This window comes from Aquibium microcysteis (genome assembly GCF_014495845.1).
Taxonomy (GTDB): domain Bacteria; phylum Pseudomonadota; class Alphaproteobacteria; order Rhizobiales; family Rhizobiaceae; genus Aquibium; species Aquibium microcysteis.
The window spans coordinates 2,208,355-2,234,366 of the sequence record NZ_CP061080.1 but is presented as its reverse complement, the minus strand read 5'-3'; the positions used below and the strand labels follow the sequence as shown (position 1 = coordinate 2,234,366).

The 26,012-nt window shown below is 67.4% G+C and carries 31 protein-coding genes; 13 read left to right on the top strand and 18 right to left on the bottom strand.

The genetic code is table 11. The features are described from left to right. Nucleotides 1-18 precede the first annotated feature (18 nt). The 4 genes from IAI54_RS10350 (at nucleotide 19) to IAI54_RS10335 (ending at nucleotide 3,497) form a co-directional block, all read left to right on the top strand. A complete protein-coding gene (locus IAI54_RS10350; RefSeq protein WP_187972261.1) occupies nucleotides 19-1,323 on the top strand; it encodes a cytochrome b in 1,305 nt (434 codons plus the stop codon). Between the two features lie 31 nt (nucleotides 1,324-1,354). Then, complete coding sequence (locus IAI54_RS10345) at nucleotides 1,355-2,215, top strand: cytochrome c1 (protein WP_187972260.1); 861 nt, start codon at nucleotides 1,355-1,357, stop codon at nucleotides 2,213-2,215. Nucleotides 2,216-2,496: 281 nt separating this feature from the next. After that, a complete protein-coding gene (locus IAI54_RS10340) occupies nucleotides 2,497-3,042 on the top strand; it encodes an adenine phosphoribosyltransferase (protein ID WP_187972259.1) in 546 nt (181 codons plus the stop codon). Nucleotides 3,043-3,200: 158 nt separating this feature from the next. Further along, nucleotides 3,201-3,497, top strand: a complete 297-nt coding sequence (locus IAI54_RS10335; protein WP_187972258.1) for a PilZ domain-containing protein — start codon at nucleotides 3,201-3,203, stop codon at nucleotides 3,495-3,497. Between the two features lie 17 nt (nucleotides 3,498-3,514). Here the strand turns inward: IAI54_RS10335 and IAI54_RS10330 are convergent, their stop codons facing one another. From IAI54_RS10330 to IAI54_RS10290, 9 genes are all read right to left on the bottom strand, one after another. Continuing rightward, the gene (locus tag IAI54_RS10330) at nucleotides 3,515-3,982 is read right to left on the bottom strand and encodes a MaoC family dehydratase (RefSeq protein WP_187972257.1); all 468 of its coding nucleotides are present in this window, start codon (nucleotides 3,980-3,982) and stop codon (nucleotides 3,515-3,517) included. Beyond that, nucleotides 3,979-4,446 carry a MaoC family dehydratase gene (locus IAI54_RS10325; protein ID WP_187972256.1) on the bottom strand — a complete coding sequence of 156 codons (468 nt, stop codon included), beginning with the start codon at nucleotides 4,444-4,446 and terminating at the stop codon, nucleotides 3,979-3,981. Before IAI54_RS10325 ends, IAI54_RS10330 begins: the two co-directional genes overlap by 4 nt. 328 nt (nucleotides 4,447-4,774) lie before the next feature. Beyond that, entirely contained in the window at nucleotides 4,775-5,434 is a 660-nt protein-coding gene (locus IAI54_RS10320; protein WP_187972255.1) for a hypothetical protein, read from the bottom strand. Between the two features lie 133 nt (nucleotides 5,435-5,567). Next, nucleotides 5,568-6,671 (bottom strand): redox-regulated ATPase YchF, encoded by a 1,104-nt coding sequence (gene ychF, locus IAI54_RS10315; RefSeq protein WP_187972254.1) that lies wholly within the window; start codon nucleotides 6,669-6,671, stop codon nucleotides 5,568-5,570. Between the two features lie 11 nt (nucleotides 6,672-6,682). Further along, the gene (locus IAI54_RS10310) at nucleotides 6,683-7,132 is read right to left on the bottom strand and encodes a PIN domain-containing protein (protein ID WP_187972253.1); all 450 of its coding nucleotides are present in this window, start codon (nucleotides 7,130-7,132) and stop codon (nucleotides 6,683-6,685) included. After that, nucleotides 7,113-7,367, bottom strand: a complete 255-nt coding sequence (locus IAI54_RS10305) for a hypothetical protein (protein ID WP_187972252.1) — start codon at nucleotides 7,365-7,367, stop codon at nucleotides 7,113-7,115. Before IAI54_RS10305 ends, IAI54_RS10310 begins: the two co-directional genes overlap by 20 nt. A 90-nt stretch (nucleotides 7,368-7,457) precedes the next feature. Continuing rightward, the gene (locus IAI54_RS10300) at nucleotides 7,458-8,057 is read right to left on the bottom strand and encodes an exopolysaccharide biosynthesis protein (RefSeq protein WP_187972251.1); all 600 of its coding nucleotides are present in this window, start codon (nucleotides 8,055-8,057) and stop codon (nucleotides 7,458-7,460) included. A 93-nt stretch (nucleotides 8,058-8,150) separates the two neighbouring features. Continuing rightward, nucleotides 8,151-8,876 (bottom strand): aminoacyl-tRNA hydrolase, encoded by a 726-nt coding sequence (gene pth / locus IAI54_RS10295; protein WP_187972250.1) that lies wholly within the window; start codon nucleotides 8,874-8,876, stop codon nucleotides 8,151-8,153. A gap of 24 nt (nucleotides 8,877-8,900) precedes the next feature. Continuing rightward, the gene (locus IAI54_RS10290; RefSeq protein WP_187972249.1) at nucleotides 8,901-9,515 is read right to left on the bottom strand and encodes a 50S ribosomal protein L25/general stress protein Ctc; all 615 of its coding nucleotides are present in this window, start codon (nucleotides 9,513-9,515) and stop codon (nucleotides 8,901-8,903) included. Between the two features lie 295 nt (nucleotides 9,516-9,810). On the opposite strand from IAI54_RS10290, the gene IAI54_RS10285 reads away from it, so the two are divergent. Both IAI54_RS10285 and IAI54_RS10280 read left to right on the top strand, forming a co-directional pair. Next, entirely contained in the window at nucleotides 9,811-10,497 is a 687-nt protein-coding gene (locus tag IAI54_RS10285) for a DUF502 domain-containing protein (protein ID WP_187972248.1), read from the top strand. A 50-nt stretch (nucleotides 10,498-10,547) separates the two neighbouring features. Further along, nucleotides 10,548-10,946 (top strand): (R)-mandelonitrile lyase, encoded by a 399-nt coding sequence (locus IAI54_RS10280; protein ID WP_187972247.1) that lies wholly within the window; start codon nucleotides 10,548-10,550, stop codon nucleotides 10,944-10,946. A 15-nt stretch (nucleotides 10,947-10,961) separates the two neighbouring features. Here the strand turns inward: IAI54_RS10280 and IAI54_RS10275 are convergent, their stop codons facing one another. Beyond that, nucleotides 10,962-12,173, bottom strand: a complete 1,212-nt coding sequence (locus tag IAI54_RS10275) for an MFS transporter (RefSeq protein ID WP_187972246.1) — start codon at nucleotides 12,171-12,173, stop codon at nucleotides 10,962-10,964. A 122-nt stretch (nucleotides 12,174-12,295) separates the two neighbouring features. Between IAI54_RS10275 and IAI54_RS10270 the strand changes: the two genes are divergently transcribed. From IAI54_RS10270 to chrA, 3 genes are all read left to right on the top strand, one after another. Then, nucleotides 12,296-13,117, top strand: a complete 822-nt coding sequence (locus IAI54_RS10270; RefSeq protein ID WP_187973105.1) for an AraC family transcriptional regulator — start codon at nucleotides 12,296-12,298, stop codon at nucleotides 13,115-13,117. Nucleotides 13,118-13,211: 94 nt separating this feature from the next. After that, nucleotides 13,212-13,598 (top strand): rhodanese-like domain-containing protein, encoded by a 387-nt coding sequence (locus IAI54_RS10265; RefSeq protein WP_187972245.1) that lies wholly within the window; start codon nucleotides 13,212-13,214, stop codon nucleotides 13,596-13,598. Further along, nucleotides 13,595-14,944: a chromate efflux transporter gene (gene chrA, locus IAI54_RS10260; protein WP_187972244.1), complete on the top strand. Its 1,350-nt coding sequence runs from the start codon at nucleotides 13,595-13,597 to the stop codon at nucleotides 14,942-14,944. Before IAI54_RS10265 ends, chrA begins: the two co-directional genes overlap by 4 nt. A gap of 12 nt (nucleotides 14,945-14,956) precedes the next feature. On the opposite strand, the gene IAI54_RS10255 is transcribed toward chrA, so the two are convergent. The 7 genes from IAI54_RS10255 to lgt all read right to left on the bottom strand — a co-directional run bounded on the left by IAI54_RS10255 (nucleotide 14,957) and on the right by lgt (nucleotide 21,962). Next, nucleotides 14,957-16,012 (bottom strand): GGDEF domain-containing protein, encoded by a 1,056-nt coding sequence (locus IAI54_RS10255; RefSeq protein ID WP_187972243.1) that lies wholly within the window; start codon nucleotides 16,010-16,012, stop codon nucleotides 14,957-14,959. Nucleotides 16,013-16,262: 250 nt separating this feature from the next. Further along, on the bottom strand, nucleotides 16,263-17,195 hold the full coding sequence (locus IAI54_RS10250) for a ribose-phosphate pyrophosphokinase (RefSeq protein ID WP_187972242.1): 933 nt from the start codon (nucleotides 17,193-17,195) through the stop codon (nucleotides 16,263-16,265). A 127-nt stretch (nucleotides 17,196-17,322) separates the two neighbouring features. Then, nucleotides 17,323-17,874, bottom strand: coding sequence for a hypothetical protein (locus tag IAI54_RS10245; RefSeq protein WP_187972241.1), 552 nt, complete (start codon nucleotides 17,872-17,874; stop codon nucleotides 17,323-17,325). 54 nt (nucleotides 17,875-17,928) lie between these two features. Beyond that, a complete protein-coding gene (locus IAI54_RS10240; RefSeq protein WP_187972240.1) occupies nucleotides 17,929-19,080 on the bottom strand; it encodes a M24 family metallopeptidase in 1,152 nt (383 codons plus the stop codon). Next, nucleotides 19,080-19,880, bottom strand: coding sequence for a peptidoglycan editing factor PgeF (gene pgeF, locus IAI54_RS10235; protein WP_187972239.1), 801 nt, complete (start codon nucleotides 19,878-19,880; stop codon nucleotides 19,080-19,082). The genes IAI54_RS10240 and pgeF overlap by 1 nt, the downstream gene beginning before the upstream one ends. A 132-nt stretch (nucleotides 19,881-20,012) precedes the next feature. Beyond that, nucleotides 20,013-21,071 carry a class I SAM-dependent methyltransferase gene (locus tag IAI54_RS10230; RefSeq protein WP_187972238.1) on the bottom strand — a complete coding sequence of 353 codons (1,059 nt, stop codon included), beginning with the start codon at nucleotides 21,069-21,071 and terminating at the stop codon, nucleotides 20,013-20,015. A gap of 54 nt (nucleotides 21,072-21,125) precedes the next feature. Further along, complete coding sequence (lgt, locus tag IAI54_RS10225) at nucleotides 21,126-21,962, bottom strand: prolipoprotein diacylglyceryl transferase (protein ID WP_187972237.1); 837 nt, start codon at nucleotides 21,960-21,962, stop codon at nucleotides 21,126-21,128. A 197-nt stretch (nucleotides 21,963-22,159) separates the two neighbouring features. Here lgt and IAI54_RS10220 point away from each other — a divergent pair, with 197 nt between their 5' ends. From IAI54_RS10220 to IAI54_RS10210, 3 genes are all read left to right on the top strand, one after another. Then, complete coding sequence (locus IAI54_RS10220; RefSeq protein WP_187972236.1) at nucleotides 22,160-22,441, top strand: accessory factor UbiK family protein; 282 nt, start codon at nucleotides 22,160-22,162, stop codon at nucleotides 22,439-22,441. A gap of 332 nt (nucleotides 22,442-22,773) precedes the next feature. Further along, nucleotides 22,774-23,274 carry a type III secretion system chaperone family protein gene (locus IAI54_RS10215; RefSeq protein ID WP_187972235.1) on the top strand — a complete coding sequence of 167 codons (501 nt, stop codon included), beginning with the start codon at nucleotides 22,774-22,776 and terminating at the stop codon, nucleotides 23,272-23,274. A gap of 2 nt (nucleotides 23,275-23,276) precedes the next feature. Then, nucleotides 23,277-23,636: a tRNA-binding protein gene (locus tag IAI54_RS10210; RefSeq protein WP_187972234.1), complete on the top strand. Its 360-nt coding sequence runs from the start codon at nucleotides 23,277-23,279 to the stop codon at nucleotides 23,634-23,636. 15 nt (nucleotides 23,637-23,651) lie between these two features. Here the strand turns inward: IAI54_RS10210 and IAI54_RS10205 are convergent, their stop codons facing one another. Further along, entirely contained in the window at nucleotides 23,652-24,137 is a 486-nt protein-coding gene (locus IAI54_RS10205) for a MarR family winged helix-turn-helix transcriptional regulator (RefSeq protein ID WP_187972233.1), read from the bottom strand. A gap of 99 nt (nucleotides 24,138-24,236) precedes the next feature. Between IAI54_RS10205 and IAI54_RS10200 the strand changes: the two genes are divergently transcribed. Further along, nucleotides 24,237-26,012: an N-acetylglutaminylglutamine amidotransferase gene (locus IAI54_RS10200; RefSeq protein ID WP_187972232.1), complete on the top strand. Its 1,776-nt coding sequence runs from the start codon at nucleotides 24,237-24,239 to the stop codon at nucleotides 26,010-26,012.

The following is a 26,012-nucleotide window of genomic DNA, read 5'->3' as shown; positions in this document are numbered from 1 at the left end:
CCCAGGGGAGCGAACAACATGGCCGGTGGACATTCGACCTACACGCCCTCCACGGGTATCGGACGCTGGGTGGACAAGCGGCTGCCGCTGCCCCGGCTCGTCTATGACAGCTTCGTGGCCTATCCGGTGCCGCGCAACCTGAACTACGCCTACACCTTCGGCGGCATCCTCTCCATCATGCTGGTCATCCAGATCCTGACGGGTGTGGTGCTCGCCATGCATTACGCGGCCAGCACCGAGCTCGCCTTCGCCTCGGTCGAAAAGATCATGCGCGACGTGAATTCGGGCTGGCTTCTGCGCTACATGCACGCCAACGGCGCCTCCTTCTTCTTCATCGCCGTGTACATCCACATCTTCCGCGGTCTGTACTACGGCTCCTACAAGGCGCCGCGCGAACTGCTCTGGATCCTCGGCTGCATCATCTACCTCCTGATGATGGCGACCGCCTTCATGGGTTACGTGCTGCCCTGGGGCCAGATGTCCTTCTGGGGCGCCACGGTCATCACCGGCTTCTTCACCGCCATCCCGCTCGTCGGCGAATGGATCCAGCAGCTGCTGCTCGGCGGCTTCGCCGTCGACAATCCGACGCTGAACCGCTTCTACTCGCTGCACTACCTGCTGCCCTTCATGATCGCGGGCGTGGTGGTGCTGCACGTCTGGGCGCTGCACGTGACGGGCCAGACCAACCCGACCGGCATCGAGGTGAAGTCGAAGACGGACACGGTGGCCTTCACGCCCTACGCGACCATCAAGGACGGCTTCGCGATGGTGGTCTTCCTGGCCGTGTACGCCTACTTCGTCTTCTACATCCCGAACTTCCTCGGCCACCCCGACAACTACATCCTGGCCAATTCGCTGAAGACGCCGGCGCACATCGTGCCGGAGTGGTACTTCCTGCCCTTCTACGCGATCCTGCGCGCCATCACCTTCAACATCGGACCGATCGATTCGAAGCTCGGCGGCGTGCTCGCCATGTTCGGCGCCATCGCGGTCCTGTTCGTGGTGCCCTGGCTCGACACGTCGAAGGTGCGGTCGGCGGTCTACCGTCCCTGGTACAAGCTGTTCTTCTGGGTCTTCGTGGTCAACGCCATCTTCCTCGGCTGGCTCGGCTCGCGGCCGGCCGAAGGCTGGTACATCCCGGCCATGCAGATCTCGACGCTCTACTATTTCGGCTTCTTCATCATCATCATGCCGCTGCTCGGCCTGATCGAGACGCCGCGCCGCCTGCCGAATTCGATCACCGAGGCCGTGCTCGCCAAGACCAGGGGCAGCGCGACGGTGACGCCGGAAGGCGCCGCCGCCGCTCCCGAGAAGCGCGTCTGAGCCGACCTTGGAATCTGAAAGGACTTATCGAATGAAGACGATTCTGAGCGGTCTGGCGGCGGTCGGCCTGGTGTTTTCGGCGGCGGTCGCCACCGCTGCCGAAGGGGGCGGGCACAGCGCCGCCGAGCCGACGCATTTCCCCATCCTGAAGCCGCAGGAGATGGACTGGTCCTTCGCCGGTCCGTTCGGCACCTACGACAAGGGCCAGCTGCAGCGCGGCTTCAAGGTCTACCGCGAAGTCTGCTCCGCGTGCCACTCGATGAACCTCGTCACCTTCCGGACGCTGGAAGGTCTCGGCTATTCCGAAGCGCAGGTGCGGGCGATCGCCGCCGAATACACGGTGACGGACGGACCGAACGCGGACGGCGACATGTTCGAGCGGCCGGCGCTGCCGTCGGACCACTTCCCGTCGCCGTTCCCCAACGAGGCGGCTGCGGCCGCCGCGAACGGCGGCGCGGCCCCGCCGGACTTCTCGCTCATCGCCAAGGCGCGGGCGGTGGAGCGCGGCTTTCCCACTTTCGTGTTCGACGTGTTCACCCAGTACGCGCAGTCCGGGCCCGACTACATCCACGCCCTTCTCACCGGCTACGAAATGGAGCCGCCGGAGGGGATGGAGATCGCGGAGGGCACCTACTACAACCCGTACTTCATCGCCGGCAAGTCGCTCGCGATGGCGCAGCCGATTTCCGACGGCCAGGTCACCTACGAGGACGGCTCGCCGGAGACGATCGATCAGTATTCGCGCGACATCTCGGCCTTCCTCATGTGGGCGGCAGAACCGCATCTCGAGGAGCGCAAGAAGACCGGCTTCCGGGTCATGATCTTCCTGCTGATCTTCGCAGGCCTGGTCTATCTGACCAAGCGCAAGGTCTGGACCGAAGTGGCGCACTGAGCGCTGCCGTCCGCGAAACGAACGATGAAGGGGCGTCCTCCGGGGCGCCCCTTTCGGCATTCCGGCGATGCCGGCGAACCCGGTCCGAGCGGCGTCGCGCTTCGGTCCGGCGGTATCGCCCTCAGCGGTCCATCGATCGCACGCCGAGCGCTCGGAGGTCGGCTTGCGCTGCCGTGGCGACAAGTCCTATCCCTGCACCGCCAAGTCCTGTACCAAGGCGGGCCGGCGCGATTCCACCGGAAGGCGCCCCTTTGAATGACCGACGAGCCGAGCACGCGCCCATGAACACCACCCTCCAGGACACGCTGCTGTCGGCGATCCGCACGATCCCCGACTATCCCAAGCCAGGTATCCTGTTTCGCGACATCACCACGCTGCTTGGCAATGCCCGCGCTTTCCGGCGGGCGATCGACGAGCTCGTGCATCCCTATGCCGGGACCAAGATCGACAAGATCGCCGGCATCGAGGCGCGCGGCTTCATTCTGGGCGGCGCGATAGCGCACCAGCTTTCGGCGGGCTTCATCCCGATCCGCAAGAAGGGCAAGCTGCCGCACGATACGGTGCGGGTGGCCTACAGTCTGGAATACGGGGTCGACGAGATGGAGATGCATCGCGATGCCGTGTCGCCCGGAGAAAAGGTTATTCTCGTCGACGACCTGATCGCGACCGGCGGAACTGCCGAAGGAGCCTGTCGCCTTCTCACCCAGATGGGCGCCGACATCGTTGCAGCGTGCTTCGTCATCGACCTTCCCGAACTCGGCGGGCGGTCAAAGCTCGAGGCCATGGGCGTCGATGTGCGCACGCTGATCGCCTTCGAGGGGCATTGACCCTCGGACGCGCCTTTGCTGTACAGAGGCGCGCCGCAATTCCAAGTTGTTGTCATCATTGCATTTTGTTGCCGCGTGCCGCTTCTTTGTGCGGGCAATCCTTACGCCCGGTTAACGAATCGCGGCTAGTCTCTCCTGGCAATGCCGAGAGCTTCCCGATGATCCCGCAACCATCGCTCCATGGCGCCCGCGAACACCGAAGGCGCGTTCTCAAGGGCGCGACCATCCTCCTTGGCCTGAAACACTCCGAGATTTCCTGCACGATCCGGAACATGCACGAGCATGGCGCCGAGATCCGCCTGCCGCCATCGACGGTCGTTCCCGAGACCTTCCTCCTCTACGTGCCGACCGACGGCATCGGTTATCGCGCGAGCCTGCGCTGGCGCAACGGCGACCGGATCGGTGTCCAGTTCCTGGGCAAGGAGCCGAAGCCCAGCTGGCACTATGGCATGTAGGGGCGGGCGCCGCAGGATCAGCCCGTCTTCATCAGCACCATCGTCGAAAAGCGCATCACCACCGTTCCGTCCGGCGCGAGAGCCTCATTCTCCATGGTCACCATCCGCCAGCCGGGCCGCGAGGCGAGGGGGCGATGGCCGAGGGCCTTGCGGGTGAAGGTGATCGTGTCGCCGACATAGACAGGCTTCAGCCATTTCAGGTCTCGGATGCCGGCCGCGGGGCCGAACTCGATCGCTTCTCCGAATGCCCTCGATCGTTCGATGATGGCGGGCATGGCCGCCGCATTGTATTTCATCCACGTCGAGATCGTATGCCAGCCGGAGGCGCACAGGCGGCCGAAGACGCTGGCTTTCGCAGCCTCTTCGTCGAGGTGGAAGCGCTGCGGGTCGAACTTCGCGGCGAAGGCCTTGATCTCCTCGGCGCCGAAGGTGTGGCTGCCGAGCACGATCGTCTCGCCGATCGCCAGTCTCTGGTCGAGGCTCATGCGGCAGCTCCGGGGTTGCGCAGCAGGAACATGCCGGTGTTGGTCATTTCGCAGACCAGTTCGCCGTGCTGGTTGAACAGTTCGTGCCTGACCGAAACGAAGCCGAGACCGGGGCGGGACGATGAGACGCGGCGGGAGAGCACGGTCGTGCGACCCGTCAGCGTATCGCCGGCCAGCAGCGGCTTGCGGAAGTTCAGCATGTCGACGCCGGGAGATCCCTGGGACGAGGAATCGAGCAGGTAGGCGTCGCACATCATTCGCATGAAGATCCCGGCGGTGAAGAGGCCCGACGCCGCGAGTCCGCCGAGAATGCTCGCCTTGCCTGCCTCCTCGTCCAGATGCATCGGCTGCGGGTCGAATTCGGCAGCGAACTCGACCATTTCCGCGGCATCGACCGTGCGCGGGGGAAGGTCGATCACCTTCCCGACCTCGAAGTCCTCATAGGCCCATGTCTTGTCCGTCATCCCGGTCACCTTGTTCAAAGCCGAACGGTTTTTCGCCGGTTTACGGAGCCGGTGCAAGCGTCGAGGGACAACTGCGGTGGATCGACGCTCCGGGCTTCCGCGCCGGTGATGCGCGCGACGATGCAGGCACGGCTGCGCTGAGACAGCAGGAGGGAACATGGCGCAGTCATGGAGGCGCGGGCGGCCGGCCGGACCGGTCTGCGACGAGAGCTTTGCGATGTTCCAGCGCCGGTGGATCGGGCAGTCCTCCGGAGGGCTGTGGTCGCCCCGTGTAATGACGTCACCGACCGGATCATCTCGATGGCCGGAACATTCCGCGCGGACCGGCTCAGTGATGGGCCATGCCGAAGATGAAGTAGGCCGGAACGGCCGCGTAGAGCACCAGCGCCAGCGCCAGCACCGCGCGGACGCGCCGTGATCGGTACCGCCGGAAGAGCACCAGGATCAGCACGATGCCGAGCGCGGCTTCGAACAGGCCGAACCAGGTGCCGCCGTGGGCCGGATCCCAGTAGGACAGCGGCGAGCGGAACCGCCACTCGGTCAACGGCCAGAACTGCATGTGCGCGTCGTCGCGGTGGACGAGGAAGTCGATCGCCGCATGCAGCAGCGCCGAGGCCGAGATTGCGAAGAGCAGCGGCGCGGATCGTGCCAGGCAGCCGGTCGCGGGCGCGGTGTCTCGCCGATCGTGGTGCGCGGCCGGCGCGAAGCGATCCGACCAGGGCCGGGGAAGCAGGGCGAGCGATACGGCGACCAGTCCGCCCCAGAGAAGGAAGGAGTGGCCGACCGCGTTGGCGACCTGCCACCAGTCCTCCCAGTAGAGCCGCTCGAAGATCTCGCGCATCGGATAGCCGATCATGCGCAGCCCGGCGACGATCACGTACATCGGGATGTCCGGAGCGACGCCGCCCGCGACCGCGGCCCAGGCGAGCCGCGGCAGCGGCCGGCCGAACAGGGCGGCGCCCATCAGCATGTGGGTCTGGGTGTTCATGGTCCAGACATCGCACGCGGTGGGGAACGGCGGAAGGCCGGAACGGGCAGGGACATGCCGAAACCCCCGGTCATGAGCAGAGCCGCCGTGCCGGTCGTCCGTCGTGGTGCGTCGTTGGTCGCGGGGACCCGGTTCAGACGTTGAACTTGAACAGGAGCACGTCGCCGTCCTGGACGACGTAGTCCTTGCCTTCGTCGCGCGCCTTGCCGGCCTCCTTGGCCGGGACTTCGCCGCCGAGACCGACGAAATCGTCATAGGCGATGGTCTGGGCGCGGATGAAGCCCTTCTCGAAATCGGTATGGATGACGCCGGCCGCCTGCGGCGCCTTGGTGCCGCGATGGATGGTCCAGGCGCGCGTCTCCTTGGGGCCGACGGTGAAATAGGTGATCAGGTGGAGCAGGTCGTAGCCGGCGCGGATCAGCTTGTCCAAGCCCGGTTCCTCGAGCCCGAGGTCGGCGAGGAATTCCTGCGCCTCCTCGTCGGGAAGCTGCGCCACCTCGGCTTCGATCGCCGCCGAGATGACGACGGTGCCCGCACCCTGCGCCGAAGCCATCTTCTCCACGGCGGCCGTGTGCGCATTGCCGCTGGCGGCGTCGGCCTCCGAGACGTTGCAGACGTAGAGGACGGGGTGTGCGGTCAGGAGATTGAGCGACTGCAGGATCGCCAGTTCGTCCGGCTCGAGCCGGGAGAGCAGGATGCGCACCGGCTTGCCGTCCTGGAGCAGGGCGAGCGCCTGTTCCATCACCGGCAGGATCGTGAGCGCCTCCTTGTCCTTCACGCCGGCGCGCTTGCGGAACTGGACGATGCGGCGTTCGAGGCTGTCGAGATCGGCCAGCATCAGCTCGGTCTCGACCGTCTCGGCATCGGCCACGGGATCGATGCGGCCCTCGACATGGGTGATGTCGTCATCCTCGAAGCATCGCAGCACATGCACCACCGCGTCGACCTCGCGGATGTTGGCGAGAAACTGGTTGCCGAGCCCTTCTCCCTTCGAGGCACCGCGCACGAGGCCGGCGATGTCGACGAAGGAGATGCGGGTCGGGATGATCTCCTTCGACTTGCCGGCGGCGGCGAGCTTCTTCAGCCGCGGATCGGGCACCGCCACCTCGCCGGTGTTCGGCTCGATGGTGCAGAAGGGATAGTTGGCGGCCTGCGCGGCGGCCGTCCGGGTGAGCGCATTGAACAAGGTCGACTTGCCCACGTTGGGAAGCCCAACGATGCCGCATTTGAAGCCCATGGGTATGTGTCCTAGTGGAAGCGGAGTTGGGGCGGGCTATGCAGGAACGGATTGATGATCGTCAAGCCGTGAATTCCGGGTCCGTCGCTCATGTCCTCAGAGAGGAAACCGGCGCACCGCAGCTCTACTGCGGAGGCAAGCAGCAGGCAGTCCCACCACTGGTACCTGGTGCTCAGGCGAATGAGTCGCGCGGCAGTCATGATTTCGCGCGAGACCGGCATCGTGCCGAACGAACCGAAGGTATCCACGACTTTGAAGACCTGCTCCGGCGACATGACTCTGCGCTTGAGCAGGACGTTTGTGACTTCGTTCAGCACTTGCAGGTTGGTGACGCCACTGCCTGTCTGGAGGAGGTAGTCCAGCCACCGACCGGCGTGAACCGACTTCACGGCATCCTGACTCTCGATGGAGTAGAGCAGGACATTGCTGTCGATGAAGATTCTAGCGCTCGTTTCGTTCATCCGACGTCGGCATCCGGCCGTCTCTCATGATCGCCCATTTCGGTCCCTTGAGCATCGCATCCAGCGCGGCGATCTGCTCTTCCCGCGTCGCGGCCGTGCCGGGCAGGCGGACGCTTCCCACATCGGCCTCCACCAGCCCCGCCATGTATTTCGACAGGCTCTTGCCGGCGCGCGCGGCCTTCACCCTCGCTTCCGCGAGAATGGCTTCATCCATAGAGACGGTTACGTTCTTCATGGCGCATCCAAGAAATCACGAGGTTTGTGTTCTAGTGATATCGTGTTTTCGTGTGTCTGCGTCAAGCGAGTCCTGAGTCGCCCGCTGGTGTCACCCCACCATCCACCAGACGAACCACACTACGCCTGCAGCGATCGCCAGGCCGACTGCCACCAGCAGGCCGTCCTCGGCCACGAAGCCCAGCCCGAAGAAGGCGATCGCGCAGGCGGCGAGCGAGGCGGAGAAGGGGATGAACTCCAGCACCGGAACCACGCAGGCGATGCCGATGCAGATGGCCAGCGGCAGCAGGCTGAGCGGCCGCCTGACGAGCATGGTCAGCCGTCGCCGCGTGACCTTGTCGATCCAGCGGGCCGGGGGCTCGATCCAACCCGCGGCCTTGTCGAGCTTCGAACGGGCCATCTTCTGCCGGCGAATGAAATCCGGCAGCCAGATCGTATCGCGCCCCGCCGCCATCTGGATGGCGGCCAGCAGGATGATGACGGCTCCGGCCGTCGACAGGCCGGGTATGCCGGACGCCGGCGTGATCATGATCAGCGCCGGCACCAGGATCAGCGCGCCGAGCCCGTCATCGCCGATCGCCTCGACGATGTCGGCGACGCGCACCTCGTCATGTCCCTCGCCGGCTCGTTCCAGATCGTCGACGAGAGTCTGGACGGCTTGGCGTTCGTGGCGGTCGGGGCGGTTCGTCATGCGGGCGGAAACGCACGAGGCGGGCTTTTGTGCCACTTTGCGGACGATGTTGCGCAATGCCGGGGAATGCCGGGGCAAGCCCGAGGTCCCGGCTCAGTCCTTGCCGAACAGCTTCTTCAGCATGGCAGCCATCGGTCCGCTCTCGGGCAGCCTGACCGGCTGCTGTGCCGGGCGTGCCTGCCTGATGTGGCTCTTGCCCTTCGGGGGGGCGGGCGCATCGCCGTCGGCCACATCGCGCCCGGCCTTCGCTGCGCCGGGAACGGCCAGGGCGGCCTTGTTCATGAAGGAGTTGTCGTCGCCCCTGGCCAGCATGTCGGCATGGTCGGCGATGGCGTCGATCAGCGGGTCGAGCCAGACCGAATCGGCCTTGGCGAAGTCGCCGAGGACCCAGTTGTGAACCAGCGCCTTGTCCCCGGGATGGCCGATCCCGATGCGGACCCGGCGGTAGTCCTTGCCGACGTGGCTGTCGAGCGAGCGGATGCCGTTGTGACCGCCGGCGCCGCCGCCGGTCTTGATGCGGATCTTGCCGGGCGCGAGGTCGAGCTCGTCATAGAGGACGACGATGTCGGAGGGGGCGAGCTTGTAGAAGCGCATCGCTTCGCCGACGGATTCGCCGGACGCGTTCATGAAGGTCTGCGGCTTGATCAGCAACACCTTCTCACCGCCGAGCGTGCCTTCGGCGATCTCAGCGCGAAACTTCTTCGCCCAGGGCGAAAAGGAATGGCGGCGGGCGATGGCGTCCACCGCCATGAAACCGACATTGTGCCGGTTTCGGGCGTATTTCGACCCGGGATTGCCGAGACCTGCGATGATCTGCACGGTTCAGCCCTCCCGGACGCGGGATCACTCGCCGCCTTCGGCTGCCGCTTCGTCGGACTCCGAGCGCAGACCGGCCGGGGCCGCGATCGTGGCGATCGTGAAGTCGCGATCCGAGATCGTCGGCCTGACGCCTTCCGGCAGCTTGACGGCCGAGATGTGGATGGAGTCGCCGAGATCCGTGCCCTCGAGGTCCACGGTGATGGATTCGGGGATCGCGTTGGCGGGGCAGACGAACTCGACCTCGTGGCGGACGATGTTGAGAACGCCGCCGCGCTTGAGGCCGGGGCTCTTCTCCTCGTTCACGAAGTGGACGGGCACCTCGACGGTCACCACGGAATCGCGGTCGACGCGCAGGAAGTCGACGTGGATGGGGAAGTCCTTGACCGGGTCGAGCTGGAAGTCCTTCGGCAGGACCTGGATCTTCTCGCCGTTCACGTCGATCGTCGCGACGGTGGTCAGGAAGCCGCCGCCGTGGATCTTCATGTAGACGTCCTTGTAGGACAGGGCGATGGCGACGGGGGGCTGCTTGCCGCCGTAGATCACGGCGGGAACCTTACCGTTGCGGCGAACATCCCGGGCGGACCCCTTACCGACCCGTTCGCGCGCCTCGGCCTTCAGCTCGTAAGCCTGATGGCTCATGGCATTTCCTTTCGGTGTTGCTGGAGCGCCTGAGACCGGCACGGCCGACCTCAAACGTCGAAAGCCGCCTGATGGGGCGGCCCTCCGCCGCGTTGCCTCCAAGGGTGTCTACGCGGGTGGCGGTCCTATAGCCGAAGGGCCGCGGCAGCGCAAGTTGGGCATCCGGCGCGTCCGATGGAACCTCCGGCGCCGCTGCGCGTCTGCCACCCGGCGCGGGGGGTACTCCGCGGCCGGCGGCTCGGCTAGACTGCACAGCCACGTTCCATACGATCAACCCGCCAGGGAGGTCAGGCTCTTGAAGCCGATCGGACGCACCATCGTCATCGGGCTGCTCACGGCCGCGCCCCTCGTCATCACCTTCGTGATCGTCCGATTCCTTTTCCAACTGCTCTCGAGCGTCGGCGAACCCTGGATCCGCGGCGTCGCCCGCGGGTTGCGGGCGACCAATCCCGGCGTCGCCGACCTCCTCCTGAACGACACGCTGCAGTCGATCGCCGCCGTGCTCGTGGTGCTCGCCTTTCTCTACGTGCTGGGCTGGGGTACGGGGCGTGTCATCGGGCAGCGCCTGATCTCCCTGTTCGAGAAGGCGGTCGGAGCCATTCCCTTCGTCGAGACGATCTATCGCGCCACCAAGCGGTTCCTCGCCATCAGCGGGCCGTCGGGCGAGGGGACCCAGCGCGTGGTGCTGATCGACTTCCCGTCCCGCGACATGAAGGCGATCGGCATCGTCACCCGGACACTGCGCGATGCGACGACGGGGGAGGAACTGGCCGCCGTCTACGTGCCCACCGCGCCCAACCCCACCAACGGCTACATCGAGATCGTGCCGATCGACAAGGTGACCTTCACCGACTGGACTTTCGACCAGGCCATGGCCTTCGTGGTCACCGGCGGGTCCAACGCCCCCGACACGGTGCACTACCGGCAATCCGCGCCCGGACCGGCCGTCGCCTCCGGCGACGCGCCCGCAGGATCCGCTTGACGGACGGTACCGTCTGCGATCCCTTGTCAACCAGGGCAAAGGAGGCGCGGATGCGACTTTTCACCAGCGGTCAGCGGCCAAGCAGGCGGGCGTCGCCGGACTGGTTCACCGGAACGGTCTGGCAGGAAGCCATCGTCGAGGCGGAGGCGCCGGCCCGGGTGCGCGCCGCCACGGTGCATTTCGAGCCCGGCGCGCGCACCAACTGGCACACGCATCCGCTCGGCCAGACGCTGCACGTGGTCGCGGGCTTCGGCCTTGCCCAGAAGCTCGGCGAGCCGGTGATCGAACTGCGGCCCGGCGACACGTTGTGGATCGCGCCGGGCGAAAAGCACTGGCACGGCGCCGGACCCGACACGGGAATGACCCACATCGCCATCCACGAGGCGCTCGACGGCATTCACGTCGAGTGGCTGGAGCCGGTGACGGACGAGCAGTATCCGGGCAGATAGGCGCAGGCGCCGCGGTCAGCGGCCTGGTCGCAGTTCCTTCATCGACGGCAGGAACACCGTCAGCAGGCCGAGGAAGGGCAGCAGCGAGCAGAGCCAGTAGACGAACTCGATGCCCTTTGCGTCGGCGAGCACGCCGAGAACGGCGGCCGCGATGCCGCCGATGCCGAAGGCCATGCCGAAGAAGATGCCGGCGATCATGCCAACCCGTCCGGGCACGAGTTCCTGTGCGAAGACCACGATCGCCGGGAAGGCGGAGGCGAGGATGACGCCGATCAGCAGGGTCAGCACGCCGCTCCAGAACAGGTCGGCATAGGGCAGGGCGAGCGTGAACGGCAGCACGCCGAGGATCGAGAACCAGATGACCGTCTTGGAGCCGAAGCGGTCGCCGAGCGGCCCGCCCAGCACCGTGCCCAGCGCCATGGCGCCAAGGAACAGGAACAGCATCATCTGCGACTGCTGCACCGACACGTCGAAGCGTTCGATCAGGAAGAAGGTGTAGTAGCTGGTGATGGAGGCCGTATAGGTGTTCTTGCTGAACATCAGGAGGGCCAGCACCACGATCGACATCACCACGCGGTTGCGCGAGATCGGCAGCGTCTTGCTGGCGGCCGGACGGCCGGCATTCGCGGCGTTGTAGCGCCCGTACCAGTTGCCGACCTGGCGCAGGATGACCATTCCCAGCAGGGCGACGAGCGAGAACCAGGCGACGCTGGCCTGGCCGCGCGGCACGACGATGAAGGCGGCGAGCAGCGGCCCGATCGCGGTGCCGAAATTGCCGCCCACCTGGAACAGCGACTGCGCCAGACCGTAGCGGCCGCCCGAGGCGAGGCGGGCCACGCGGGAGGCCTCGGGATGGAAGATCGCCGAGCCGATGCCGATCATCGCCGCACCCGCCAGAAGCAGCGGATAGGTGGTCGCATAGGCGAGCAGCAGCAGGCCGGCCATGGTGGACGCCATGGCGAAGGGCAGCGACTGCGGCATCGGCCGCTTGTCTGTGTAGAAGCCGATCGCCGGCTGCAGCAGCGATGCGGTGACCTGGAAGGTGAAGGTGAGGAGCCCGATCTGCCAGAAGTCCAGGGCATAGTCGGTCTTGAGCATCGGATAGATGGCCGCCAGCAGCGACTGCATCACGTCGTTCAGCAGGTGGCAGAGACTCACCGCGAAGATGACGGGGAAGACTGTGGCGGAAGCCGTGCGGCGGACGGCGCCGATGGTCGTGTCGGTCAAGATGCTGATCCTGGATGTGCCCTTCGCGTCTACGCCTCTTGCGGCCGTTCGTCCTTCGTGGTTCGCTCGAAATTCTTCGGGAGTGGGCCAGCCTCGGGAGGACCCTCTTGGCTTCGACACGAATGGGCGCGACGGCGCACCGAGACGACGAGCATCGCCGGCGGCTCGACTGGATCGAAGCGGCGGCGGGCGACGTGGTCGCCGCGGCGGGCGACTATCCCGACGGACATCGTGTGGCACCGCATTCGCACCGCCGCTCGCAGCTTCTGCATGCGCTGTCGGGCGTGGTGCTGGTGTCGACGGCGCAGGGGCGGTGGATGGTGCCGCCCGGCCACGCCATGTGGATCCCGGCAGGCATCACCCATGCGGTCGAGATGCTTGGCGACGTGCGGATGCGGTCGGCCTACGTGCTGCCCGGTGCGGCCCCCGGCCTGCCGTCGGTGCTCCGCGTCCTGGCGATGAGCGGGCTGATGCGCAGCCTCGTGGTCGAGGCGGTCGACCTGAGCGCCGCGGGCGCCGACGACGAGCGCGCGCGGGCGATCCTGCGCCTCGTCCTGCTCGAGATCCCCAGGCTGGCCGTCAGGCCCTTCGCGCTTCCCCTGCCGTCAGACGAACGTCTCGCGCGTCTCTGCCGCGGTTTCCTGGACGCGCCGACGCCGCATGTCACCATCGACGACTGGGCCGATCGGGCGGGCATGAGCCGGCGCGGCTTCACCCGCGCCTTCCAGCGCGAGACGGGCCTCAGCCTGTCGCTGTGGCGCAGACAGGCGACGCTGCTCGCGGCGCTGCCGCGGCTCGCTTCCGGCGTCGCGGTGACGACGGTGGCGTTGGACCTCGGCTACGACAGCGTTCCCGCCTTCACGACGATGTTCCGGCAGATGCTGGGCGTCTCGCCGCGCGGCTATCTCGCGGCCCGCGAGCGCGAGCCGGCGGCCGCGGACTGACCGGCACGCGTGCCGGGGAACGGTCTTGCCGATCCCGGTTCTGCCGCTTGATCGACGCCTTGCGCCGCGATAGCGTCGCTGCGCGGGGGCATGGGTGGACACTCCGCCGGAGGCTTGGGCCAAGTCCGCCTTCGCTCGTCTCTTGCGGAGGCCCGTCCTGCCGACATCCACCCCTCTCGCCGACCTCGCGCGTCTGCGCGAAGCCCCCCTTCTGATCGACGTCCGGAGGGCCCCCGCCCGTGCCGAATCGGGCCTGACCATTTCCGATTCGCTGTGCGGCGAACCCGGGCGCGTGGCCGACGGGGCGCGCGCGCTCGACGGTCGCATGGTCGTCGTCTTCTGCGTGCATGGACACGAGGTCAGCCAGGGCATCGCCGAACGGCTGACGGCGCTCGGCGTCGACTGTCGCTATCTCGAGGGCGGCTTCGCTGCCTGGCAGGCCCTGGGCAATCCCGTCGCGGCAATCGGAGCGGACGCATGAGCCAGTCATCCCGACCGTCGGCCGCGGGTCCGGTGCCGTTCGGCGAGGCCGTCACCGTCTTCGCCCGCATCGGCCTGCTCTCCTTCGGCGGACCTGCCGGCCAGATCGCGCTCATGCACCGGATGCTCGTCGAGGAGAGGAAGTGGCTCGACGATGCGCGTTTCCTGCACGCGCTGAACTACTGCATGCTGTTGCCGGGACCCGAGGCGATGCAGCTCGCCACCTATACCGGTTGGCTCCTTCACGGCGTGCGCGGCGGGCTTGTCGCGGGCCTGCTGTTCGTCCTGCCGGGTGCTGCGCTCATCACCGCGCTGACCATCGCCTACATGCTGGCCGGCGAGCTGACGATCGTGCAGGGCCTGCTCTTCGGCCTCAAGGCGGCGGTGCTGGCCGTCGTGCTCGAAGCGCTGATCAAGGTGTCGAAGCGCGCGCTGAAGAGCCGGGCCATGGTCGTGCTCGCCGTCGCGGCCTTCGTCGCGATCGCCTTCTTCGACGTTCCGTTCCCGGTGATCATCCTCGCCGCCGGCGCGATCGGTGCGGTGCTGCATGCGGCGGGGAGGACGCCGGCAACCGGTGCCGGCGGCCCGTCGGGCGACGTCCCGGCCGGCGACGCAGCGGGGCCGGACTGGACGCGACCGTCGCTCCGCCGCTTCCTGACGACCAGCGCCACCTGGCTTTCGCTCTGGATCGTGCCGCTCCTCGCGCTGCGCATGCTGCTCGGGCCGCAAAACGTGTTCGCGGTCGAGGCCGGCTTCTTCTCGACCATGGCCGCCGTCACCTTCGGCGGCGCCTATGCGGTCCTGGCCTACGTCGCCCAGCAGGCGGTCGAGGTCCACCAGTGGCTGCGGCCCGACGAGATGCTGACCGGCCTCGGTCTGGCGGAAACCACGCCCGGTCCGCTGATCCTGGTGCTCCTCTTCGTCGGGGCGCTCGGAGGTGCCCGGCTGTCGGGTCTCGACCCGGTCGTCGGCGGGCTCGCCGGGGCACTGGTGACGCTCTGGTTCACCTTCGTGCCGTGCTTCCTCTGGATCTTCGCCGGTGCGCCCTATGTCGAAACGGTTCGCAACGTTCGCTGGCTGGCGGCCGCTCTCTCCGCGGTGACGGCCGCCGTGGTCGGCGTCATCGCCAATCTCGCCATCTGGTTCGCCCTGCACGTGCTGTTCGCCGAGGTGGCGGAAGCCTCGTTCGGCCCTTTGTCCCTGCCCATGCCGGTGCTGTCGACCTTCGATGCAGCGGCAGCGTTGATCGCGGCCGCGGCAGGCATCGCGCTGCTGCGGTTCCACGTCAACCTGCTGGCCGTGCTGTGCGTCTGCGCGCTGGCCGGGGCGGCGCTCGCCCTGTCGTGACCGTCGCGTCGGTCAGCGTGCGGCGTTGCCGGTCAGACCTTCGCGGTGGACGCCCTTGCCGGCGGCCTTGGCCGCGTACAGCGCCTGGTCGGCGCGGTCGAGAAGAGACTGCGGCGGCTCGCCCGGTTCTTCGGCGATCGCGCTGCCCGCGCTGACGCCGATGCGCACAAGCCGGTCGATGCCGAGATCGTAGGGCCGCGAAATGGCGGTGATCAAGCGCGCCGCGACGAAGGAGGCCTCGGCCGCCGAGGTATCCGGAAGCAGCAGGACGAACTCGTCGCCGCCCACGCGGCAGGCGATGTCCCGGTCACGGATCGACTGGACGATCCGCCCCGCGACGGCCTGGAGCAGGGCGTCTCCGGCCGCATGTCCGTACTGGTCGTTCACCGCCTTGAAGCCGTCGAGGTCGAGGCAGAGGACCGCGAAGGGCGACGTGTCGGGAGTCGTGAGGCGGTCGTCGCAGAGTTCCGAGAGGCGCTCTTCCAGGTGGATGCGGTTGGGAAGGTCCGTCAGACGGTCGGTGCGCGCGGCGAGGTGGTTGGTCCATTCGGCATTGATCATGCGCAGCATGATCTCGTGGTTCTGCAGCATCACCAGCATCATGCCGCCCGTGAGCAGGGTCGTCATGACGAACACCATCAGCATCCCGGGTGCGCCGTAGAGATAGAGGCCGAACCCGAAGGGCAGGCCCGACAAGGCCATGACGATGACGCCGAGCCGCGGCAGGGGCGCGTTGCGGGAGGCGATGTTGCCGACGGCACCGGCGGTGTTGATCGCGCCCATGACGACGAGCAGATCGATCCCGCTCGCAGCGCAGGCGAACTGTCCGAGCCCGAAGGTCACGGACCAGGCGATGCCGAGGAACACCAGTCTCGCATAGGCGGCATGCCTTTCGTGCTCCGGCCGAGCGGCGATCCTGTCGACGTTGCGGTAGCGACCCGCAAAGAGCAGGATCTCGGCGACGATCCACGCAGCCGGCCATGCGGCGCCCGTCAGCAGCAGCGCTGCGGCCGCGGTGACGATCGAGGTGAACACGCCGAACAGGACGGCCAGCCGCCGCTCGAACATGGTGCGGATCAGCCGCTCGCGGATTTCCGGCGTGTCTGCATGCCGCGGGGTCGTCAGCCATCGAAAGATGGCGCGGAACGCGTGGGAGGCGGCTGCGGAGGCGTCCGCGCCACGGGCAGCATGTCTCTGTCGTTCAGGCGCTTCTGAATGCCGGTTCAGCATGCCCCGACGTTAGGGGCAATTTGTAAAGGAACTCGCAAAGCCGCATCCCGAAGACGCGGTCGAGCGCGATTCGCACGCGTGGCAGACCTTAGTCGAACAGGCTCGACACAGACTTCTCGGTCGCCGTGCGCGAGATGGCCTCGCCGATCAGGTCGGCGATCGACACCACGCGGATGTTCGGTGCCGCCTCGACGCCCGAGGTGGGCTGGATCGAATCGGTGATCACCAGTTCCTTGAGCTTGGAGGAGGCGATGCGCGCGACGGCGCCGCCCGACAGGACGCCGTGGGTGATGTAGGCGGTGACGCTGGTCGCGCCATTGGCCAGCAGCGCATCCGCGGCGTTGCAGAGCGTGCCGCCGGAATCGACGATGTCGTCGATCAGCAGGCAGTCCTTGCCCGCGACGTCGCCGATGATGTTCATGACCTCGGATTCGCCCGGCCGCTCGCGGCGCTTGTCGACGATGGCGAGAAGGGTCTCCACCCGCTTGGCGAGCGCACGCGCCCGCACCACGCCGCCGACGTCGGGCGATACCACGACGACGTTCGAGGTCTGGTAGTGCGCCTTGACGTCGCGCACCAGCACCGGCAGCGCGAAGAGGTTGTCGGTCGGGATGTCGAAGAAGCCCTGGATCTGCCCCGCATGGAGGTCGAGCGTCAGCACGCGGTCGGCGCCGGAACGGGTGATCAGGTTGGCGACCAGCTTGGCCGAGATCGGGGTTCGGCCCGAGGCGCGCCGATCCTGTCGGGCATAGCCGAAATAGGGGATGACGGCGGTGATGCGGCGTGCCGACGACCGACGGAAGGCGTCGATCATGATCAGCAGTTCCATCAGGTGGTCGTTGGCGGGATACGAGGTCGACTGGAGGATGAACACGTCCTCGCCGCGGACGTTCTCCTGAATCTCGACGAAGATCTCCTGGTCGGCGAAGCGGCGGACGCTCGCGCGCCCCAGCGGAATGTTCAGGTAGCGGGCGACGGCCTCGGCCAGCACCCGATTGGAATTTCCCGCAAACAGTTTCATGCAGTTTCCCCGGCTGACGCCACGCACGGATCGTGAGGCGGCTTTTAGCGCCTGACCGCGCTATTGCAAGCGCCGGCTGCCGGCATTCGCCCGCTATTCCAAAGAAAGGGTATCGTCCGCGCCCCGCTCAGCCGTTGCGCGACGTCGACCAGGCGACGATTTCCCCGATCGTCCGGTCCGCGATCTGCTCCATCGTGGCGCTGGGAACCGACCGCCACGGGTCCGCGCCGGCCCTGGCGGCGACGCGTTCCTGTCCCTGGATACGGTGCAGCCTGTTTCCGGCGGTGTCGAGAACGTCCCAGACGAAGATGACGATGGTCTCGCCGCCGTCTCCGATCGCCGACAGATAGCCCTTGACGAGGTACTCCCCGGGCGCGGCTCCGCCTGGGACGATCTCTATGCCGCGCTGCGGGGCCTGCAGCGACAGCCGGCGCGACAGCGGCGTGACGGCATCGACTGTGGCGCCCACGACGGGCGCGAATTCCATCCGCAGCCGCGAACTGGCGACCGGGCCGGTGGCAGCGGGGGCGAGGGGGCCAGGCGGCGGCGCCGGCTGCGCGGGTGCGGCAGCGGGCTGACCGCTGAACAGGGCGCGGGGGTCGAGCGCCTCCGACGTGCTGCAGGCCGAGACCGCGAGACAGGCGAGCAGGATCGCATGTCTTCGCGCCGCTGCACGCATGGTCCCCTGTCTCCCTGTTGCCGCCCCGCCGGCGACCGTCGATGATTTATGCTTTCATCGCACGATCAAGTCCAGATCATGACGCGACAGCGGCCTGGCCTCGCCTTCCGTGGTCAGGTAGGTGCGGCCCAGGGTCATGGCGGTCTCGGCTTCGGAATCCATGATGATCATGTGGGCGAAGAGCGTCATGTCGGGCGCGATCGGCTCGGGGTTGCCGGCAAAGAACATCGGCATATCCATCCAGGACGGCGTGAAGCGGGCGCCGAGAGAGTAGCCGCAGGCGTTCAGCCGGTGGCGCGTCAGGCCGTGGGCTTCCATCACGCGTGCATGCGCGTCGAAGACGTCGCCGAAGGTCTTGCCCGGCACCATCGCCGTCTCGACGGCCACGAGCGCGTCGCGCGCCGCTTCGAACAGTTCCTGGTGGCGCTTCGACACCTTGCCGAGCACGATCGTGCGCATCATGGCGGCGTGGTAGTGGTGGAAGCTGCCTGCCCATTCCAGCGTCAGCTGGTCGTTCTTGTTGAGCTTGCGGCGTCCCGCCTTGTAGCGGCAGAGAAGCGCGTCCGGACCGGAACCGATGATGAACTCGTTGGCGGGGTAGTCGCCGCCGCCCTCGAAGACCGCGCCCTGCATGGCCGCAAGGATCTTGCCCTCGTCTACGCCTTGCCTGACCAGCGGCAGCGCGGCGTCGAGGGCATCGTCGGCCAGTGCTGCGGCGCGCGTCGTCTTGACGATTTCGGCCGGGCTCTTGAACAGCCGGAGCCGCGGGATGACGCCAGACGCGTCGACGATCTTGCCGAAGGTCTGCAGTTGCTCGTCCAGACGCCGGCCGTTGAAGGCGGTGAGGCCGTGGGTGTCATACTCCACGCCGATCTGGCAGCCGAGCAGATCGAGGTCGTTGAGCAGGTTGCGCAGGTCGACGGCGGGGTTGGCGCCGGCTCGGTCGGTCCACAGCCGGATGTCCTCGATGGTGGAGGTGTGTCGCGCCTGCCGCAGGTCGGCCGAGCGGGTCAGCAGCACCATCGTGCCGTCCGCCTTCACCACCAGGCACTGGAAGAAGCAGAAGCCGAAGGTGTCGTAGCCGGTCAGCCAGTACATGCTCTCCTGCGCGAAGAGCAGCATGGCGTCGAGCTTGCGGTCGGCCATCTCGATGACGAGCCGGTCGCGCCGGGCGTCGAACTCCGTCCTCTCGAAGTGAAGCGCCATCAGATATCCTCCAGGACGATTGCCGATATCTGCCGCCCGTAATCGGGTTCGGCTCGGTGGGTGGTGCGCCGGTACGAAAAGAAGAGGTCTTCGTCGGCATAGGTGCAGCGGCCGAGCTGCGAGGCCCGGACACCGGCGCGGACGAGGCGGTCGACGGTGTAGCCGTTGAGGTCGAACAGCGAATGTCCGGTCCGCGTCGAAGGCGAGAACCAGCGCTCGTTTTCAGCGCCGGAGGAGACGAAGCGGGCGACGAATTCCGGCCCGACCTCGTAGTTGGCCTGGCTGATCGACGGCCCGAGCACGGCCACGATGCGGGACGGTTCCGCCCCCAGCGCCGCCATCGCCTCGATGGTCGCTTCCAGAACGCCGTCGAGCGCTCCCTTCCAGCCGGCATGGGCGGCCCCGATGACGCCGGCCCTCGCATCGGCGAAGAGCACCGGTCCGCAGTCGGCGGCCAGCACGCCGAGCGCCAGGCCCGGGCGGTCGGTGACGACGGCGTCGGCTTCCGGGCGCTCCGTCCACGGTGCGGCGACCGTGACGGCGCGGGGCGAATGGATCTGGTGTGGCGTGCAGAGCCGCTCGGCCGCGACGCCGAGATGAGCGGCGACGCGGGCGCGATTCTCGATGACGGCCGCGCGTTCGTCCTTCGAACCCAGCCCGACGTTCAGGCCGCCGTAGAGGCCCGTGGAGACGCCGCCGCGCCGGGTGAAGAAGCCGTGGCGGACGCCCTCTGCCGCCAGCGCGTCGAGCGCGGGAGAGCGCAGCGGGGCCGGCCGCTCCTCAGTGGACGGATTGCTCATGTCGTTCGTTTCCCTCGTGCGCGAATGGTGGGGCAGGGGGTGGGCCAAGTCAATGCGAGGGCGGGCATCCGCAAGGTGACGCCCGGGAGGGCGACGTCCCGGGCCGGGCGTGCCGTCCACGCTGAACGGGCCTCACGCCGGGCGCGTCACCAGCAGCGCCTTGAAGAGGTCGCCCATCGCGCCGCTCCCCGCCAGCCGCTCGGCTTCGCCGGTGATCCTCTCGCGCTCCGCCCCGCTTTTTCCCGCCGACAGCGCCTCGACGCGTTCCGCCAGCCCGAGCGCAAACAGGACGTCCCGCTGGGGCGCGGTCTGGACGGCGAGGCCGCACCGTTCGGCGACCGCGGCCAGGCTGCGGAAATCGACATGGCTCGTCAGGTCCGCCTCGCCGGGATGATCGAGAACGCCGTCCGGCGCATGAAGACGCACCGCCTGCAGCGTGTCGCCGAAGCCGGGTTCCAGATGGCCATAGTCGAAGAACAGGGCCGCTCCGCCGAATCGCGCGAGGCGTTCGGCCACTGCCTGCATGAAGGCTTCGCGGGCCGGCGCGTGCTCCAGGACCGTGCCGTCGAGCACCCGGTCGGCGCCGGGCGGCAGAAGCGAGGCATGAGCCACGCCCGAGCCGAGCACGAAGCGAAGGCGGCCATGATCGTCGAGGCCGACGCAGCGTTCGGGCCAGCGTGCGCCGTGCTTGACGTACTGGCGCGCGGGGATGGCGTCGAAAATCTCGTTGCCGACGAAGAGGGTCGGCAGGTCCGGAAGCCCATCGATGCGGTCGTGCCATTCGAATCGGGCAGGTGCAGGTGCGAGTGTCGCGCGCTGGACCTCGACGAGGCGTGGGCTCGCTTCGACGAGGGCGAAGCGTGTCCGGTCGACGAAGGCGCGATCGAACTGGGCGAGCGTGCGGACCATGTCCTTCATCAGCGTGCCGCGGCCCGGACCGAGCTCGGCCACGCAGACCTCCGGCGGGCTGCCCGCACCCTGCCACGCCATGTAGACCCAGACGGCGACGAGTTCGCCGAACATCTGGCTCACCTCCGGCGCGGTGGTGAAGTCGCCGCCCGAGCCGAAGGGCTCGCGCGTCGTGTAGTAGCCGTGCTCCGGGTCGAACAGACACAGTGCCATGTACTCGGCGATCCCGATCGGCCCTGCCTGCGCCACCAGCGCGGCGATCTTCTCGCCCAGCCGCGTCATGCGGCGCTCTTCGCGTCGAGCGGCGTCATGCGGCGGGCTCCGTGCGAAGCCGCATCATGCCGCCGCGCGCCGCGCGCGCAGCATCGCCCAGAGACCGACCATCACCATCGGCAGCGACAGCACCATGCCCATCGTCAGCCAGCCGCCGAAGAGGTAGCCGAGCTGCGCGTCGGGCTCGCGAAAGAACTCGACGACGATGCGCGACAGGCCGTAGCCGGTCACGAAGGCGCCGGCCACGAAGCCCGGGCTCTTCAGCCTGCCGAAGCCGTGCGTGAGCAGGCGCAGCACGACGAACAGCACCAGGCCTTCGAGCGCGGCCTCGTACAGCTGGCTCGGATGGCGCGGCACCTCGCCGCCATTGGGGAAGACGACGCCCCAGGAAACGTCCGTCACGCGGCCCCAGAGTTCCGAATTGATGAAATTGGCCACCCGCACGAGGCCGAGGCCGACGGGAACGCCCGCCGCCACCACGTCGAACATGCTCCAGATTCCCGCGCCGCGCGAGCGCGCGAACAGCATCATGGCGATGGTCGTGCCGAGGAACCCGCCATGGAAGGACATGCCGCCTTCCCAGACCGCCAGGATCGCCAGCGGGTTCTCGACGTAGCGCGGAAGGTCGTAGAACAGGATGTAGCCGATCCGCCCGCCGAGCACGATACCGACGGCGGCCCAGACGATGAAATCGTCGAGATCGTCCGGCTTGAGCGGCGCCCGGCCGTCCCGCCAGAGCGCGGAGTTCGCCAGCAGCCGCCGACCGTACCACCAGGCGAACAGGATGCCCGCGACGTAGCCCAGCCCGTACCAGTGGATGGCCAGGGGGCCGAGCTGGACGATGACGGGATCGATATCGGGGAAGGGCAGTGCCGCGAGCGGCAGGAGAAGATGTTCCAAAAGGGGTCCGTCCGGGCTTGTTGCGGCGGGCGGACCATGGTCGAAGCCGGACGGAAAGGTCAAGCCGGGCGGCTGCGACGGATGGGCCGGGTCGGGTGCCGGGCCGCCATGCGTCTTGCAAAGCGGGCGCCGCGTCCCTAGTTCACTGTGACGCCGCCGCATGCGCGGCGGCCGCGCGAAGCAGAAGGGTCGACGCCATGACCAACGGACCGAACCGCATCCTGGACGATCTGGCGAAGCTGATGACGGACGCGGCCGGTGCCGCGCAGGGTGTCCGGCGCGAGGTCGAGACCGCCTTCCGCGGTCAGGCCGAGCGGATCCTCAATTCGATGGACGTGGTGCAGCGCGAGGAGTTCGAAGCCATGCGGGACATGGCGGTGAAGGCCCGCGCCGAGAACAAGAAGCTCGCCGCCCGCCTCGACGAACTCGAGGCGAAGGTCGCGTCGCTCGCCGGAAACAGGGCCGGAACCGGCGTCTGATCGCCCGCCGTCAGGCCTCGCGCAAAAAGTTCAGCGGGTCTGTCCACAGGCGCCCCAGCGCGAAAAGGTGTTCGCGCTGAATCGCTTACGCTGCGGCGCAGCAAGCCGGCGCCCGATCTATCCACACCCCCCGACGCGCCGCGCGAAAAAACCGCTGGAACCGCGTCCTCGCATCAATACACTGAATCTACAGCATGATTCGAGCATGCGCCGGGCAGGGGTGGCCCGGGTGGAGGTATGAGGCCTTCTTCGTCCGTCCCGGTTCGTCGTCGCGTCACGTGCGTTTCCGGTGGAGCGCGCGAACGGCGCTCCCATAGCCACAGGAAGCAACCATGAGCCTTCTGGAAATCGACCTGTCCCGCGAAGCGCATCCCGTCGATGTGATCGAGGCGGTCGCCAACGCCAACGAATGGGCCTTCGAGAGGGCCGGCGACGACGAGATCGCGATCTCGGTCGCGGGCAACTGGACCGATTATCACATCTCCTTCTCCTGGATGGAGGATTTCGAGGCGCTGCATCTGGCCTGCGCCTTCGACATCAAGGTCGCGGAGCCGCGGGTGACCGAGGTCTTGCGGCTGCTGGCGCTGATCAACGAGCAGATGCTGTTCGGCCATTTCGACCTGTGGGAGCAGGAGGGGGCGATCATGTTCCGCCAGGCGCTGATGCTGAACGGCGGAGTCGAACCCACCGGCCAGCAGGTCGAGGTGCTCCTGTCGACCGCGCTCGAAGCCTGCGAATGCTACTTCCAGGCCTTCCAGTTCGTCGTATGGTCGGGCGTCTCGGCGCGCGATGCGCTGCAGAGCGTGCTCTTCGAGACGCACGGGACCGCCTGACCGTGTCGGCCGGTTCCGAGCGCAAGCCCGACATCACCTTCGGGGATTTCGACCGCGTCGACATCCGGGCCGGCACCATCGTGGAGGCCGAGCCTTTCCCGGAGGCCCGCAAGCCCGCGATCAAGCTGAAGATCGACTTCGGGCCGGTGATCGGCGTGAAGAAGTCCTCCGCCCAGATCACCAAATACTACAGCCCCGAACAGCTCGTCGGCCGGCAGGTGATGGCTGTCGTCAATTTCCCGCCGCGCCAGATCGGCAAGTTCATGTCGGAGGTGCTGACGCTCGGCTTCCCCGACGAGGAGGGCGCGGTCGTGCTGGCCGCGATCGATCTGAAGGTGCCGGATGGTGGCCGGCTGTTCTGAGCCGCCGGCTGTCCCCTACGGACGCTCCATCAGCCGCGCCACCTCCGTTAGCCCTTCGAGAATGACCCGCCGCCTGCCGGCCGGAAGTGCGGCGTACCGGCCGGCGAAGGCTTCGCCGAGGGAGAGCGGTGCCGACGCGACCATGGCTCGGCCCTTTTCCGTCAGGCGCGTGTAGACGACCCGCCGGTCCGTTGTGGAACGATAGCGCTCGACGATCGCCCGACCCTCCAGGTTCTCCAGGATCATCACAACCGTCGCCGGGCTGAGATCGGCATAGTCCGACAGCGCGTTCGTGGTGACCTCGCCCAGTTCGAGCACGCCGGTCAGCACCGCCAGCTGCGGCGCGGTGAGGCCGCTGGCGCGCGCGAGCGCCCGCGAGCGCACGTCGTTGGCCCGCACGATCCGGCGCACCGCCTTCATCAAGGTCCTGAATTCGCCTGCGAGATCCTCCGGCGGGTGGAACCCTTCTTCTTCCGGCACGTTCGCCACTTCGTCGCCCATGGACGTGTCGCCCTATCATTTGACTTCTAATGATTAGGGTTATAATTATCACGGCGACGAAGACAAGATCAACGACAACGGAGGCTCGGGCACGCATCGATGTGCGGAATTTGTGGTGAGATAAGACTGGACGGCACGGCGCCGTCTCCGATCGCGATCGCGAAGATGACGGACGTGATGGCGCCGAGGGGGCCGGACGGGGCGGGGCTCGTGATGCACGGCAATGCCGGCTTCGGGCATCGCAGGCTCAAGATCATCGACCTTTCGGAGCGCGCGCAGCAGCCGATGGTCGATTCGGGCCTCGGCCTCACGATCGCCTTCAACGGCTGCATCTACAACTATCCCGAACTGCGAGCCGAACTGGAACAGAAGGGCTATTCCTTCTTCTCGACCGGCGACACCGAGGTGATCCTGAAGGCCTGGCGCGAATGGGGCGAGGGCTGCGTGGAGCGATTCCACGGCATGTTCGCCTTCGTGCTGCAGGAGCGTGACACCGGCCGCATCGTCATGGCGCGCGACCGCTTCGGCATCAAGCCGCTCTACCTGTCCGAAACGCCGGGCCGCATCCGCTTCTCCTCCTTCCTGCCGGCGCTTCTTGCTGCCGGCGACGTCGACACGTCCATCGATCGGGTGGCGCTGCACCATTACATGAGCTTCCACGCCGTCGTGCCGCCGCCGCGAACCATCATCGAAGGCGTGCGCAAGCTGCCGCCGGCGACGATCCGCGTGATCGAGCCCGATGGAACGACCCGGGACAGCATCTACTGGAACCCGCCCTTCGGACGCGACCCGCACGATGCCGCCGTCTCGCGCGAGGAGTGGGCGGACCGCGTGCTCGAAGCGCTGAGGCTCGCCGTCAAGCGGCGCATGGTGGCGGACGTGCCGGTGGGCGTGCTGCTTTCCGGCGGCGTCGATTCCTCGCTGATCGTCGGTCTGCTCGCCGAGGCGGGCCAGCACGGGCTGATGAGCTTTTCGGTCGGCTTCGAGGAGGCCAATGGCGAGAAGGGCGACGAGTTCGTCTATTCCGACCTGATCGCCGAACGCTACGGGACGAAGCACCACAAGATCTTCGTCCCCTCCGACCAGCTGATGGATGCGCTGCCGGGCACCTTCGCGGCGATGTCGGAGCCGATGGTCTCCTATGACAATGTCGGATTCTACCTCCTGTCCAAGGAGGTGTCGAAGCACATCAAGGTGGTGCAGTCGGGGCAGGGTGCCGACGAGATCTTCGGCGGCTACCACTGGTACCCGCCGCTGATGGATTCCGACGACGTGGTGGGCGACTATGCCCGCGTCTTCCTCGACCGGGATCATGCGACGCTGAAGACGCAGCTGGCGCCCGGGTGGATCGACGGCCGCGACCACAGCCGCGACTTTATCGCCGAGCGCCTGCTGCGGGCCGGCGCCGACACGCCGGTCGACCGGGCGCTGCGGCTCGATTCGACGGTCATGCTCGTCGACGACCCGGTCAAGCGCGTCGACAACATGACCATGGCCTGGGGGCTGGAGGCGCGCGTGCCGTTCCTCGATCACGAGCTGGTCGAGCTCGCCGCGCGCATCCCGCCGGAGGAGAAGATCCGCGACGGCGGCAAGGGTGTGCTGAAGGACGTGGCGCGGCGGATCGTGCCGTCGGAGGTGATCGACCGGAAGAAGGGCTACTTCCCGGTGCCGCAGCTCAAATATGTCGACGGGCCCTATCTGGACCTCGTGCGCGACGCGCTCTCCTCGCAGGCCGCGCGCGACAGGGGCCTGTTCCGGCAGGAGTGGCTCGACACGCTGTTTGCGAACCCCTCCGACCACATCACGCCCCTGCAGGGATCCGAACTCTGGCAGGCGGGTCTCCTGGAACTGTGGCTGCAGACGCACGGGATCTGA

What these genes read in the sequence shown, in the direction of transcription:
- IAI54_RS10350 (WP_187972261.1), top strand. Translation starts at nt 19, where the DNA reads ATGGCCGGTGGACATTCGACCTACACGCCCTCCACGGGTATCGGACGC.
- IAI54_RS10345 (WP_187972260.1), top strand. Translation starts at nt 1,355, where the DNA reads ATGAAGACGATTCTGAGCGGTCTGGCGGCGGTCGGCCTGGTGTTTTCG.
- IAI54_RS10340 (WP_187972259.1), top strand. Translation starts at nt 2,497, where the DNA reads ATGAACACCACCCTCCAGGACACGCTGCTGTCGGCGATCCGCACGATC.
- IAI54_RS10335 (WP_187972258.1), top strand. Translation starts at nt 3,201, where the DNA reads ATGATCCCGCAACCATCGCTCCATGGCGCCCGCGAACACCGAAGGCGC.
- IAI54_RS10330 (WP_187972257.1), bottom strand. Translation starts at nt 3,982, where the DNA reads ATGAGCCTCGACCAGAGACTGGCGATCGGCGAGACGATCGTGCTCGGC.
- IAI54_RS10325 (WP_187972256.1), bottom strand. Translation starts at nt 4,446, where the DNA reads ATGACGGACAAGACATGGGCCTATGAGGACTTCGAGGTCGGGAAGGTG.
- IAI54_RS10320 (WP_187972255.1), bottom strand. Translation starts at nt 5,434, where the DNA reads ATGAACACCCAGACCCACATGCTGATGGGCGCCGCCCTGTTCGGCCGG.
- ychF (WP_187972254.1), bottom strand. Translation starts at nt 6,671, where the DNA reads ATGGGCTTCAAATGCGGCATCGTTGGGCTTCCCAACGTGGGCAAGTCG.
- IAI54_RS10310 (WP_187972253.1), bottom strand. Translation starts at nt 7,132, where the DNA reads ATGAACGAAACGAGCGCTAGAATCTTCATCGACAGCAATGTCCTGCTC.
- IAI54_RS10305 (WP_187972252.1), bottom strand. Translation starts at nt 7,367, where the DNA reads ATGAAGAACGTAACCGTCTCTATGGATGAAGCCATTCTCGCGGAAGCG.
- IAI54_RS10300 (WP_187972251.1), bottom strand. Translation starts at nt 8,057, where the DNA reads ATGACGAACCGCCCCGACCGCCACGAACGCCAAGCCGTCCAGACTCTC.
- IAI54_RS10290 (WP_187972249.1), bottom strand. Translation starts at nt 9,515, where the DNA reads ATGAGCCATCAGGCTTACGAGCTGAAGGCCGAGGCGCGCGAACGGGTC.
- IAI54_RS10280 (WP_187972247.1), top strand. Translation starts at nt 10,548, where the DNA reads ATGCGACTTTTCACCAGCGGTCAGCGGCCAAGCAGGCGGGCGTCGCCG.
- IAI54_RS10270 (WP_187973105.1), top strand. Translation starts at nt 12,296, where the DNA reads ATGGGCGCGACGGCGCACCGAGACGACGAGCATCGCCGGCGGCTCGAC.
- chrA (WP_187972244.1), top strand. Translation starts at nt 13,595, where the DNA reads ATGAGCCAGTCATCCCGACCGTCGGCCGCGGGTCCGGTGCCGTTCGGC.
- IAI54_RS10255 (WP_187972243.1), bottom strand. Translation starts at nt 16,012, where the DNA reads ATGTTCGAGCGGCGGCTGGCCGTCCTGTTCGGCGTGTTCACCTCGATC.
- IAI54_RS10250 (WP_187972242.1), bottom strand. Translation starts at nt 17,195, where the DNA reads ATGAAACTGTTTGCGGGAAATTCCAATCGGGTGCTGGCCGAGGCCGTC.
- IAI54_RS10245 (WP_187972241.1), bottom strand. Translation starts at nt 17,874, where the DNA reads ATGCGTGCAGCGGCGCGAAGACATGCGATCCTGCTCGCCTGTCTCGCG.
- IAI54_RS10240 (WP_187972240.1), bottom strand. Translation starts at nt 19,080, where the DNA reads ATGGCGCTTCACTTCGAGAGGACGGAGTTCGACGCCCGGCGCGACCGG.
- pgeF (WP_187972239.1), bottom strand. Translation starts at nt 19,880, where the DNA reads ATGAGCAATCCGTCCACTGAGGAGCGGCCGGCCCCGCTGCGCTCTCCC.
- IAI54_RS10230 (WP_187972238.1), bottom strand. Translation starts at nt 21,071, where the DNA reads ATGACGCGGCTGGGCGAGAAGATCGCCGCGCTGGTGGCGCAGGCAGGG.
- IAI54_RS10220 (WP_187972236.1), top strand. Translation starts at nt 22,160, where the DNA reads ATGACCAACGGACCGAACCGCATCCTGGACGATCTGGCGAAGCTGATG.
- IAI54_RS10215 (WP_187972235.1), top strand. Translation starts at nt 22,774, where the DNA reads ATGAGCCTTCTGGAAATCGACCTGTCCCGCGAAGCGCATCCCGTCGAT.
- IAI54_RS10205 (WP_187972233.1), bottom strand. Translation starts at nt 24,137, where the DNA reads ATGGGCGACGAAGTGGCGAACGTGCCGGAAGAAGAAGGGTTCCACCCG.
- IAI54_RS10200 (WP_187972232.1), top strand. Translation starts at nt 24,237, where the DNA reads ATGTGCGGAATTTGTGGTGAGATAAGACTGGACGGCACGGCGCCGTCT.